The sequence below is a fragment of the Microbulbifer regidiadema (SeqCode) genome, assembly GCF_052466995.1.
Map to the genome: position 1 here is coordinate 208,599 of NZ_CP174297.1, position 12,533 is coordinate 221,131.

8 protein-coding genes are annotated in these 12,533 nt (G+C 46.4%); 4 read left to right on the plus strand and 4 right to left on the minus strand.

Going from position 1 to position 12,533, the window contains the following annotated elements; genetic code table 11:
* Window positions 1–19: 19 nt before the first annotated feature.
* A complete protein-coding gene (locus ACJJIK_RS00895) occupies window positions 20–1,519 on the minus strand; it encodes a DUF5691 domain-containing protein (RefSeq protein WP_444943903.1) in 1,500 nt (499 codons plus the stop codon).
* The gene (locus ACJJIK_RS00900; RefSeq protein ID WP_444931635.1) at window positions 1,513–2,901 is read right to left on the minus strand and encodes an SWIM zinc finger family protein; all 1,389 of its coding nucleotides are present in this window, start codon (window positions 2,899–2,901) and stop codon (window positions 1,513–1,515) included. Before ACJJIK_RS00900 ends, ACJJIK_RS00895 begins: the two co-directional genes overlap by 7 nt.
* Before the next feature lie 809 nt (window positions 2,902–3,710).
* On the opposite strand from ACJJIK_RS00900, the gene ACJJIK_RS00905 reads away from it, so the two are divergent.
* Window positions 3,711–4,151: a 5' nucleotidase, NT5C type gene (locus ACJJIK_RS00905; RefSeq protein WP_444943904.1), complete on the plus strand. Its 441-nt coding sequence runs from the start codon at window positions 3,711–3,713 to the stop codon at window positions 4,149–4,151.
* Between the two features lie 344 nt (window positions 4,152–4,495).
* On the opposite strand, the gene ACJJIK_RS00910 is transcribed toward ACJJIK_RS00905, so the two are convergent.
* Window positions 4,496–6,073: a phytoene desaturase family protein gene (locus ACJJIK_RS00910; RefSeq protein WP_444943905.1), complete on the minus strand. Its 1,578-nt coding sequence runs from the start codon at window positions 6,071–6,073 to the stop codon at window positions 4,496–4,498.
* A 713-nt stretch (window positions 6,074–6,786) separates the two neighbouring features.
* On the opposite strand from ACJJIK_RS00910, the gene ACJJIK_RS00915 reads away from it, so the two are divergent.
* The 3 genes from ACJJIK_RS00915 (at window position 6,787) to ACJJIK_RS00925 (ending at window position 11,703) form a co-directional block, all read left to right on the plus strand.
* The gene (locus ACJJIK_RS00915; protein ID WP_444943906.1) at window positions 6,787–7,932 is read left to right on the plus strand and encodes a serine hydrolase domain-containing protein; all 1,146 of its coding nucleotides are present in this window, start codon (window positions 6,787–6,789) and stop codon (window positions 7,930–7,932) included.
* Between the two features lie 723 nt (window positions 7,933–8,655).
* Window positions 8,656–9,819, plus strand: a complete 1,164-nt coding sequence (locus tag ACJJIK_RS00920; protein WP_444931631.1) for a serine hydrolase domain-containing protein — start codon at window positions 8,656–8,658, stop codon at window positions 9,817–9,819.
* Window positions 9,820–10,218: 399 nt separating this feature from the next.
* Window positions 10,219–11,703: an APC family permease gene (locus ACJJIK_RS00925; RefSeq protein ID WP_444931630.1), complete on the plus strand. Its 1,485-nt coding sequence runs from the start codon at window positions 10,219–10,221 to the stop codon at window positions 11,701–11,703.
* 157 nt (window positions 11,704–11,860) lie between these two features.
* Here the strand turns inward: ACJJIK_RS00925 and ACJJIK_RS00930 are convergent, their stop codons facing one another.
* Window positions 11,861–12,508: an MOSC domain-containing protein gene (locus ACJJIK_RS00930; RefSeq protein ID WP_444943907.1), complete on the minus strand. Its 648-nt coding sequence runs from the start codon at window positions 12,506–12,508 to the stop codon at window positions 11,861–11,863.
* Between the last annotated feature and the right edge of the window lie 25 nt (window positions 12,509–12,533).

Genomic DNA, 12,533 nt, shown 5'->3' on the forward strand with positions numbered 1-12,533 from the left:
TCGTTGCTGGGTGTGTGAGCTAGCGCTCATCCACGCTCGCAAGTCCACGGTTAAATCGGAGGCAGTCGGTTGCCGGGTCGGCTTGTAGTACACCCTGCTTAAACAGTGTTTCCAGTAGTGGTTGAGTCGTTTCCCTAGGCAACATCAAACCCAGCGCCGTTAGCTCTCGCTGGATATAAATAGACTGTAGATAGCCATTCTCATTTAATTCTTCGGCAACAAGCTTCAGCAGCGCTTTCCAGGGTGAAGTCTTTTTCAATCCATCCCAGGAGAGTTCTGTTAGAGGCTCGGGCAAAAATTGGAGCAAATCCTGAAAGTCCACCTTGGCCTTTTTATGTTGCAGCAATCCGAACATCAATTCGGCGCGGCGGGATTGTTCCAGGCGCGGTAATAGACTGTGCAGAAGGGGCATACCGGCCTCTCCCGTATCGAGATAGCCCTCAATATTGCCGACTAATAAAGCAATGGCCTCATCCGGTAGGCTGTCTACCGCACTGGTGACAAAACTGTGGTTGTCATAATCGCGATTTGTGTCAAATTGCCAGGCTCCGACCAAATCGGCCACAGTGATATCCAGTACCTCGGCAAAGCTGTGCAGGGGGATCTTTTGCAGGAGTTCTGAGCGGATAGCTTGCTGCTTCTTACTTTTGAGTTTGCGCGGCAATAGCTGTGGTTGCTTGTTTACCAGCCCCTTGTTTTTTAACTCGTAAAATTCAGCTAACTCTTGTGCAGAAGATACCGTCTGCGCATTGCCTTCAAGCTCCGGCGCCTGCCCCAATCGGGACAAATACTGACTGGCGAGGCGCACTACTTTTTGTGAGCGATCTTTAAGTAGGGATTGCAGGTATTCTGTATCCGCTTCGCTCAGCCGAATAGTTAGAACTTGCACTATTCTTAAGCGTTTTTCGGCGGGTTCACCTGCGGCGCAGGTCTGGATCAGCGCTAGTGCGGCGGCGGGATTGCTGAAGCGCATCTCCCGAAGCTTTACCAGGCGACTGGCGGGGTACCAGTCATCCCAATTTTCCTCTGTTAGCGCTTCCTTCTCATCAATAGCACTCTGCTCATTGGCGACCCATTGTGACCAGGGTAGATATACTCCCGGTAAGCCCTCGTCGTTGCTCGATGGAAGCCAGTCGGCGGGGTGGGCAATATAGCCTCGCTGTAGCATCAATTGCAGCAGCAAGCCGATTTGCTCCGTAGAGTGAGACTGAAGACTGCCGCTGACTCGTCGAAAATGGGCGCGCATTGGGTAGGGCAGCACGGGCTTATTCAGCTCGGGTAGCAGCGGAAAGTCGCGCAACTCCTCCGCAGTCTGGGGTTGATAGAGAGCACTTTGGTGCTGGCTGAGAAGGGCTATTGCCGCTGAGGCAAAATGCTCTTCTGCCAAGTCTTCAAACAGCGGGTGCCAGGATGCGGGTAGGGCATCCAGTTCTATGGGTAAGTCAGAACCCACCATCCAGCGCTGTTGCAGGCGTTCCAATAATAACTGTTCTTCCTGGATTTGCTCAGGCGTTAGCATGCGATGGTCCCCCACTCTTCGGTGCGTGCGCTATAGAGTTCAGCACTGCTTCCGTCCCATAAAATAAATGCCGCCTGTAGCTTTGAGCCCAGTAGTAGGGCGGGAATTTGTTCATTGTTGAGCGGCAGTGTTTGCTGCCCAGTAGAACAGCGCCACCAATAGTTGCCATTGGTGCAGCGCAGTAGGCGGCCACCTTCAAGAATATGTGGTATCTGCTCGACCCAGGGCAGCAGAGAAAGTTGCTTTTGATAGCGAGAGAGCACACTCTCCTGCTGGGCTGGCCAGATTTTATTCACATCATCCTGTGCGATCTTAAACCCAACAGGGAAAGCTCTTATGGGGGTGCGGCTGGGATAAAAAGCCAGCTCTCCCTCAATACAGGCGCCGACTCCAATCCCCACCTCGCGGCGCCCCGCAGAAGCGGGGTAGTGATCCAACAGCAGAGCAAAAACGGAGGTGTCGCTGTCGAGCTTGAGTAGCCAGGAGGCATGGCTCACCAGGCCATCGCGGCGGGTGCTCACCTTCTCCCCGATATTCTGCCAGATGCCAGTTTGTCGCAGGCTGGCGGGGTTTCCCAGTATCTGATCGCGGTTCTCGGTAACGGCAATAGCCCTGCGAGCATCCACGTCTTCCTCATCGGTGAGCCAGGCGTTGCAGAGCAATATTAATTGCCCCAGCTCCTTGAAAACGACTTCAGCCTGCTTCTGTGGCGCAAGTCCCAGGGTCTTGGCTGGTAGTTCATCAATCCTGGATGCCAGCCCCGCAGCTTTGGCATCCACTAAACGCGAGGAAATATAGCGGCAGCGCGAGCGCAGCTCTTTGAGAAACCCCACCATACCGGTGCGCAGCTGATCCTCCGCCCACTGCCGAAATTCACTCAACCCCACCGCGATGCTCTTGTGGGTTTTGGCTCGCGTTTGCGCTGCCCGCTTGGCCTTGGCCGCCTCCTTTTTCTCTCGCTCTTCCGCGCTTTCTGGGGCCTCCTCAGGAATGCCGTGAAGACTTTTGCCGGTGGTGGCTTTTGTGTCAGTTTGCGCTTCAGTCTTAGTTTTGCGCCGCCGCCCCAGCCATTCTACGACCCATTCCGGTGTTTCGCCCTCAGCAAAATCATCTGGACCATCGGCAAATTGCCACAACAGGGCCAGAACATGTTTACAGGGGAACTTGCGTGAAGGGCAGGTGCATTTGTAACCATGATCCACCGTATCGGCCATGATGTAGTAGGGGTTAGCCCCCGATCCTTGGCACTGCCCCCATATGCAATTTACAGAAGCTGCTTTACCGCGCAGAGGCCACTTAGCGGGTTTCAACAGTTTTTTGGCTGCATTCAAAGATGCCTGGTCTGGAGCCAGCTCTTGCACAACCTCTAGGGAAATATTCATTTCTTGCCTTACACAACTGTATACTGTATGTAAATACAGCCTTCGTATCTGGGTCACTATGATGGCGCATAAGGTATCACGCAGTATGAAGAGATTAAAATCTAATTTCACAAATCTTGATTTTGCCGTCACTCCTATTGATTTAGAGCAAGAAACACATACTCCCAGGTGTTTAGTTGGTACGATCGAGCGGTTTGTTGAGGGGTGAGGGTTAGCCGTAGTATTCTCGGGGTAGCGTTAATAAATGAAGCTCTGCTTCTAACAAAATACCATATGAAGAAAGCTTATTTTTGATCTGAGTACAGGATCTTGAATGCTTCTTCCTATGGTTTAATTGCCTAAAATCTATACTGCTTAGATTTTAGGCGTGCGGCACCTGGGGCAGCGGGTTATTTTCTCGATTATAAGTTGATAAAGACAGTCAGCAGGTATAGATGCTGGGTGTATTCCTTATTGCGTATAGGTTCAGCTATAATTTAGCGTGCTCGCCAATATCCAGATTTATCCCGCCTCCAGCACCTTTGCCCACTATCACAGTTTGCTGGCACGGATTCCTATAGCTTCTGTGGCCTTAGAAATCGAACATCCTCACCCAGAGATAAGAGTTACGGCGTGTATCTTTGGTTGTCATACTTTACCTCACTTGCTAGTTTTACTATCTTAGCGAGGTGTTCGAAAATATTAGGCCTTTATCGGGTTAGAGGGGGCACATAGTGGAGGAGTCAAATCATCTCCCTTTATGAGGTTTTGAGCAGGATTAAAGTATAGGTATAAAACACAGATTGGGTGTTGTACGGATTAGGAAAGGTATGATTGTATATATAGATATGGATGATGTGCTTTGTGATTTTTCAGGGGCGTCAAAGAGAGAGCTGGAAAGAAATCCATCGATAAAATTCCCTCAGTCACAATATGGTTTTTTTGCAAACCTATCGCCGTTGATCGGAGCTATCGAAGCTGTTAACGCTCTGCTCGCATCAGAGCAGTATGAGCCCTATATTCTTACGGCGCCATCGGTCAAGAATCCTTTATGTTATACCGAAAAAAGAGTTTGGGTGGGTAATCACTTAGGGATGGAGATGGTTAACAGGTTAATTATTAGTCCAAATAAAAGCTTGTTAAAAGGAGAGTTCCTAATCGACGACAATATCACTGGTCGCTGCCAAAGTGAGTTTGAAGGAGAGCTATTACATTTTGGTTCAAATAAATACCCTGACTGGAATGCTGTTAGGGCCTATTTTCAAGTATAATTAATGCTCCGATCCAGCAAGTCCCTCCAGTAGACAGCCTACGCCCTAGACGAACTGCTACCGATCAATACGTGTGTGCTAGGCTAATGCCTAGCCCTCTTCAAAATAATGTAGGAGCCTAAGCGAGGCCGGGTGGGAAAATTAATCGTTATAGTATTAACCGCGTGAACCACTAGCTATTGAGGGGTGTACCAAGTGCGGCACTTATGTTGACAATATGGGAGTAAATATCCTCCGGTTTTGCGGAGGGTATTTACTTTTTCTAACGGCTACACACGAATTTTCAATAAGCTATAATTTAGCGGTGGAATACGACACCTAAAGCTCTTATTTCTCTGGCTGTTTTATTGATTTCTCAAAATCTCCATTGCAGCATTATGACCAGGTACACCGGTGACCCCTCCACCCGGATGGCTGCCCGAACCACAGAGATACAGGTCTTGAATCGGCGTGCGGTAATTCGCAAAGCCCATAAAGGGGCGATTGCTCCATAGCTGGTCCAAGCCTAGGGCGCCATGAAAAATATCGCCTCCGATCAAGCCAAACTTGCGCTCTAAATCTAAAGGTGAATGAATTTGCTGCGCGATGATAGCGTTGCGAAAATTGGGGGCATAGTTTGTGACAGTATCGATAACAGTTTGCGCTGCCTGCTCGCGATAGTCATCCCAACACTTGCCCTCCGGTAGCTCCGGCGCGAATTGTTGACAGAATAGGCTAGCGACATGTTGGCCTTTGGGAGCTAGAGTGGAATCGACGGTGGAGGGGATCAATATTTCTACAATGGGCTGCTTAGACCAGCCGTATTGCCTTGCGTCCACATAGGCCTGCTCCAAGTAATTCATATTGGGACCAATGACAATTCCAGACTGATGGTGTGGCTGCAAATGAGTTCCGGGTTTGCAGGTAAAGTCGGGTAGTTCAGACAGCGCTACATTCATACGAAAAGTGCCGGAGCCCACTCTAAAACCACGCACACGACGATGAAATTCGGGTTTCAGGTGTTGCTCGTCAATCATTTGGGAGTAGAGCAGTTTGGGGCCAATGTTGGCGATCACTTTATCGGCAGTAACTATCTCCCCATTGCTTAGCTGCACCCCTGTGGCGCGGCCGCTATTAACCAAGACCTCTCTAACTTCGGTGTTTGTGCGAGTAGTGATACCAAGGCGCTCGGCCTCCTTATGCATGGCTTGGGTAATAGCACCCATACCGCCCATTGCATGCCCCCAGGCACCTTTCTCACCGTTTACTTCGCCAAACACATGGTGTAGCAAGACATAGGCTGAGCCGGGAGTGCTGGGTGCGGCATAGTTGCCCACGATAGCGTCGAATGCAAATGCGGCCTTGACGTGGTCATTTTCAAACCAGGCATCCAGTACACTGGTGGCGCTTTTGGTGAATAGGTCCAGTGCATCACGGCGCGATGCCATACTCAGTTTTTTAGCTCTCAGGCCAAAACCGCCTGCGCGGATTAGATCTGCAAGACCACCCCCTACATTGGGGGGCGAGCGCAACAATTCCTCGCGCAAAATATCCGCTACAGTTTCCAGCATGGCATAAAAGTCAGGTAAGGTGGTCGCGTCCCTTTCCGAGAAGCGCGCAACTTCTGCCTGTGTATCTGCGAGATTCTTGTGGAAGGAGAGGCTTTCTCTATTCGAAAGTGGAAAAAAGTTTGATTGCGGCCGCAACTTGATTTCCAGGCCGTGCGCATGCAGATGGAGGTCTTTGATGATTTTCGGATTTAACAGGCTAACAGTATAGCTTGCTACAGAGTTACGGAATCCTGGGTGAAATTCTTCGGTAACCGCAGCACCGCCAACAATTGATCGGCGCTCAAGTATCGTTACTTTTTTTCCCGCTTTAGCCAAATAGCAGGCGCAGACCAGACCGTTATGGCCGCCGCCGATAATCAAATAATCCTTCATTATTATTCTCGTTTTGATGGGGTAAGCTCAGATTGTTCTTGAAGAGTATTGAAAAATGCAGGGTTTGAAAAGAAGATTATTGTAGGTCGTACTAAAATACACTGTTTTGTGCTTTTATATGACCTCCTGGTGGTTATGGCGCTAGCCTCAGATTGTTAAAAAATGAACTGACAAGCTATAAGCCCTATGTAAAGCTATATGCGAGATTTTCTATTGGAAATATTGAGGTTTTAACAGAAACAGAGATCTTGCTCTGTAAGCCTGAATGTTTTGTGGGAATTATAGGTCGTAGAACTCTGGTAGATGTAGGGGTTATGTAGGAGGGTTTGTTTCTGCTGGGGGGTATAATACAAATAAAGACTCAGCTCTCATAAAGCTTCCATGTTTAGCCTTGGATTATCTGGTGATACTTTATGTTAGATTGCAATGCTTTCGCTTAAAGGTGAGTATGCTTTCACTTCTGCTCGGCGGGAGGTGTTTGGCTTGCTTCTAGAAATAAAACATTTTTCTGCTTAATTATTAATTGTCAGGAGGCAGTTTTACTTTCAGCTCTAGGTTGGAAATCGGTTTGCCGCAGGGGTTAATTTTATGCTCTATTATCGCTTGCACTTTTTCTACTTTAACTGTGAGATTTTTTTCACATCGATAGCTGAGTGCGGTATATTGATGTGTCTTTTTGATGATGAAAATAATAGAGGATGGATGCCCAAATCATGTACCAACGTCTAACTTATTGTGCTGCGTTTATATTGTGTGCAGCGTTGCAAGCTGCAAACGCAGAAAGTCATGTAAATAGCCTAAATGATATTTTTGAGGAGGCAGTTTCAGAGGAGTCAGTACCCGGGGTTAGTGTGGCTGTTGGGGAAAATGGACACGTTCGCTGGGCAAAAGGCTATGGTTTTGCTGATTTGGAAGCTAAAGTTCCAATGACCAGAAGAACTAAGTTAAGGATAGCGAGTATTTCAAAGGTTATCACTACTGCTGCTTTGATGAGATTAAAAGAGCAGGGGGCTCTTGAGCTGGATGAATATGTCGGCCCACTAGTGGAGGCTTGGCCTGATTCACACGCTGACATTAGCTTCAGGCAGATAACGAATCATACTTCCGGAATACGCTACTATAGCTCTGAGGAGGAGATGCTTCTCAATGTGGAGTATAGCTCGACAGCAGAGGCGCTAGATATTTTTAAAAATGATGACCTGCTGTTCTATCCGGGGACAGACTTTGGATATTCTACTTATGCCTGGACACTACTTGCTGCGGCTATGGAGTCTGCGTCGGGATCTGAGTTTAAGACATTGGTGCAAGAAGAAGTATTTGTGCCATTGAAGTTGAAAAATAGTACCTTCGATGAGAATTCACCCATAATACCTCATAGGCAAAGAGCCTATTCTTATTGGGGTGGAACCTTAATTAACTCTCCAGAGGTAAATAGCAGCTATAAGTATGCTGGCGGAGGTATGCTTTCAACACCGAGTGATTTGGTTAAATTTGCTTTATCGCACCTTGATGAGCGCTACCTGAGCGCTGAGTCTATATCTGAAATTTTTAGCCCGGGGACTCTAGCAAGTGGCGATGAGCTTAGTTATGGTATGGGCTGGATTGTTGATTCCAGTGCTTTGGGTGAGCTGTATGATCCGGTGGAAGATGCAGATGTGATTAGAATTCTTCAGGAGCACCCAAATATGAAGATAATTAGCGGAGAGGCTGTTGGTGCGAATAGTATACTGATGCTCTGCCCTGACCATGCCCGTTCGGTAAGTGCCATTAAAAATGCGGATAGTGATCGAGCAGTAGATTTGGTAGAGCTGTCTCTGAGGACGTTGGATTTATTTCATAATGAACATGCTCAGTTTTAATGGCTAAAAATCTAAGCTAGACTGATTTAGTGCTGCCCTCCCTCTCCTAAAGTCGTTGTTTGATATTGTAGGGGAGGAGAGGATTTTATATTGATTCAGTTGTAGTGCCATAGATTTATAGGTTAAACCGAACTCTGCTTGGGGTTAAAATGTATTGAAAACAAATACACTTCAAGCCTATTTCGTTCACCTTTGCTGTGATCAAGCCCAACCGGACACCTCTTTAAGCGCATTTCTCAAATCTGGTAGGGGTTATATGGCCCAGTATTGTGTGTATTCTGCATGAGTTTTAATAATTAATATAGGCTCTCACATCTGTGGTCGTATCCTCCCTTGTTCCATAGGGGTTTCTTATTGGTCACTCTCACTTCAGGCTGCTAAAAGCCACTTAGCTGGTGCGTTGTCCCAACAATTTCCTTTACTGCTCATTGAACATATCATTCCATGCTCCTTCAGTAGCGCCTGATGGGTATGGCTGACATACTAACTGCCTATAGTGCTCGCCGGCTTTGTTAGCGGGTCAAGTAATACTTGGGTGGAGATAAAAAATAATTGTCCTACTGCATCTATCCCCTGGGCTAGGTGCGTCTAACCAAATTGTAATTGATCAAACATGAATACACATTGTAGTTGAGTGTATAGATACTTTGGTAGGGATAAATAAGTCAGTTTTTGTTGATTTATGGTTGACAGTATGATCATGGTAAATTCGAAGTGGGAAAAATGTTAAGAAATTATTTGTTAATCAGCTTGATGGCGTTGTCTGAGGGGCTGGCTTTGGAGGCCTTCGCAGAGGAGAATAAGGCTTCCAGGATTATGAGGGAGGTTGCAGTGCTAAAGGAGGAGTATAAGCTTCCCTCCTTATCTGTCGCAATAGGGCTGAACGACCAGGTGGCTTTTGCTCAGGCGATAGGATTTGCTGATATTGAACAGGAGTTGGAGGCCGATACTGACACGCAATATTCAGTCGGCAGCTTGTCCAAACCTATGACAGGACTGGCTGTGGCTCGATTACTTACTGAGGGTAAAATGGACCTGCAACAACCAGTAAGTGCCTATGTCAAGCACCCTGAGTATACATCAACGTTTAGTGTTGCTGAGCTTGCCGCGCATACAGCTGGCGTGCCGCACGATACTCGGGAGAGGGATTTAGCTGAATTTACCGATGTGAAGAATCATAAAATTCCGCTGGATGCATTTTACGTATTCGATGGGCACCCATTGTTATTTGAGCCTGGAACTCAGTATCGCTATTCATCAAATGGCTATATCTTGCTATCAGCTGTTGTTGGAGCCGCTTCAGAAAAAGGGTATATCGATTATCTTAAATCAGAGCTTTGGAGTCACTTGGGGATGGCAGCTACAGAGCTGGATACTTCTTTTGCTGGGCGGGGGAGCGAAGCAGCTTATTATTCGAATGTGGATAGCATGGGAGTGTTTGTTCGTTCCACAGGTGAGCGAGATAGGAGTTTTCTCTTTGGTGGAGGAGGATTTATTTCAACCCCTTCCGATTTGGTGAGGATGGCCCAAGCTCTCTATAAGGTTGGATTCTTATCAAATGATGCATTACAGGCGCTTTTTACACCAGTGAAACTACGCAACGGTGAGGTTAATAAGGAAAAATATTCGCTTGGTTGGCGGGTTGCTGGTATCGAGTTGGGGAAGGAGGAAAAGCCATGGCTAGCACTGCATCACGGTGGTGTGACTGATAATGCAGCTACGGCTTATCTGTTTGTTATTCCTGAGTGTAGGGCCTCAATTGCTTTTGCGACAAATCATGTCCCTGAGAAGTTCTGGCGCATACGCGGACGTATGGTTGCCATCCTCAAGGAATATATCGATGTTGCAAATTGTGCCCGTTGGGATGTTTCGTCGTACTCTGAGTAAGGCGTAATATCTGCTGATTTTAGCGTTTGCAGAGATATTGTGGCGTTATTCATAGGCTTCCCAGTGGGAGGAGGGGAATTAAACACTAAAATAGGCGGCTTTTTATTTGTTGCAGCGCAATAGGCCTTTTTAGTGTTTAATATTTCAGCTTGTGAATCTAGTGTGATCTATTGTTATGGGGCTGAAGTGAAGCTGAATTCTGGGGAGGCGAATTTTACGTTACAACTCCTGCGACCATTTGTGGGGGAGTTTAATTTAATATATGTAGCTCTCAAGGCTTGCAGAGGTATTACAGAATTATTCAAAGGCCCCGTAGCTGACTAGACTAAAAGTATTAGCCGCAGGACTTACCAGGTTGGATAGTGACAACACCTGCGTAACACTTCAGAAATAGTTGATATGGATTGTGCCAAAGACGGAAAAGCACGTGTTTCCCTGATCAGTGCTACGCTGCTTAGTGCGACCTGCATGATTGGCTCAGGTTGGTTGTTTGGCGCACAGTTGACGGCAAATTATGCGGGTAACTGGGCATTTGGAGCGTGGATTTTAGCGGCACTTTTCGCCCTAATGGTTGGCTTGTGCCTAACGCGTATTGTTGCATTCTACCCAGTTCGTGGTGCTTTAGCTCAAGCGAGTGCGCTGTCACACAACAGTATCTTTGGGATGCCATTTGCATTTGCCAATTGGTTTGGTTCCTTAATGGTTGTGGCTACAGAGGCCCAGGCAACCACTCAATATATTTCATCTGCGATTGACTCCTCTCTTTTAATTGATAATCACATCTTAACCTTGTGGGGTAAGGTACTTGCACTAAGCATTCTTTTTGTGTATTTGGTGATTAATTTTTATGGAATACGTGTTCTTACCAAAATCAATAATGTTGTTACGGTGCTGAAAATTTTTACGCCTACCTTCGCAATAATTGTGTTGCTTATTGTAGTATTTAGTAATGATACCAGTGGGGCAAATTTCTCGATAGATTCTGATCAGGAGTTTGGCTTTCAAAGCGCTTTTTCCGCAATAGTTGGTGCTGGATTGATTTATTCATTTAATGGTTTTCAGGTTAGTGCTGCCTTTTCCAGTGAGGTTAGAAATCCAAAGCGCAATATTCCTTTGGCTGTGTTTTTGTCAATAACGATTATGACGCTTGTTTATCTGGCGTTACAATATGCCTTTATGGCGTCGGTGCCAAACGATCTCCTGGTGAAAAATGGCGGCTGGCAAGAGATTAATTTTGACTCGCCACTTTTAGATCTGGCTGCGCTGCTGGGGCTGCATTTTCTTGCCATGATACTGCTTGCAGATAGTATCATAAGCCCTTCAGCTTCGGGATACACTTACCTGGGGGCTTCATCGCGAATACTGTTTGCTATGGCCTCGGTGCGACAGATGCCTGGCTGGTTGGCTGTACTCGACCCTATACACAATTTATCAAGGCGTTCTATACTCACCAATTGGTTGATAGCGGCGATTGTTCTTGCTCATGCCGATAGCTGGGCGGCGCTTATGGTGATTGTCACCGGTTATCACCTGGTTGGATATATGGCTGCTCCTATTAGTATGGGGGCGCTTGAGCCCGGGCTGAGATACTTTGGAGGTATCGTTTTTGTTTTACTAAGCGCGCTAATGATTACAATAAAGCCATCATCACTGTTATTGGTATGCTCTTCTTTATCGGTGCTGATTTGTATATATGCTTCGCTGCATATTACCAGTATTGGTATTAAGAAGCTGGCTGTTTTTGTATTGCCATTTATTTCCTATTTATGGGTTTTATATTTTGTGCAATACACCTGGTTGGTGATGGTTTTTTCGGCGATTATTTACTTGTTAATATCCTCAAAAACCTATGTTAAATTTTGTAGGATATATAATGAGCCATAATTTTTCTTGTGGCCCCTTGATCTTTTGATGAGTCTGCTCACAGGAGTAAAGCTAAAGGGGCGCTAAATTTCGATTACCCCCAAGCTTTGTAGTAACGGTGTTGTTATGGGGCTTGTATTACTTGCCATTGCTTTCGGAAAACGTAAGATTTTAGTTGTCAGTATTTGGCAAGTCGTTTTGTGGCTTTATCTCTCCATTCTTGTGATAAGGGTTGTAACTGACTTGCGATTTGAAGCGTGTCCATGGCATCGAGGAAATCTTTGTCAAATAAAGATCTGAACATGGAGCGTATGCTTATAGAGTTTGATGCTTCATAAGTTTTTTCCATAAAATCTCCGGCCTCGATATACCCCTGCTCAATGACTCTAAAATATACACCGCAATTAAAGCTGTTTGTGAAAATCTTGACTGCGGAATCACTGTTGATTGCCATGCAGAGTTTAAAGCAGGGTATCCTGGGCTGGCTTACCTCCAGGAGACAGCTGCCGATGCGAAATTGATCCCCAATAAAAATCTTCTCTTCCTGAAGTCCCTCTATGGTTAGGTTTTCACCAAATGCGCCATATTTAAGCCCGCTTCTGCCTAGTTGACCCTCCCAGTAGGCGTAGTGATCATAAGAAAATGCATATACGGCCATGTCTTTACCGCCATGGTGCTTTAGGTCTGCTTGCTCATCCCCCTCTAGATTCCCCTTGCTAACGAAAACTCTTCCTTCAGTGGATTTTTTAAAGATTCCGGTAGTAACGGGCTTGCCTTTGAATTCAGAGGCTATTTTTTTGGATACATTGATAGAAATTAATTTCATGCAGTTTGGCCTATCGATAGAACCT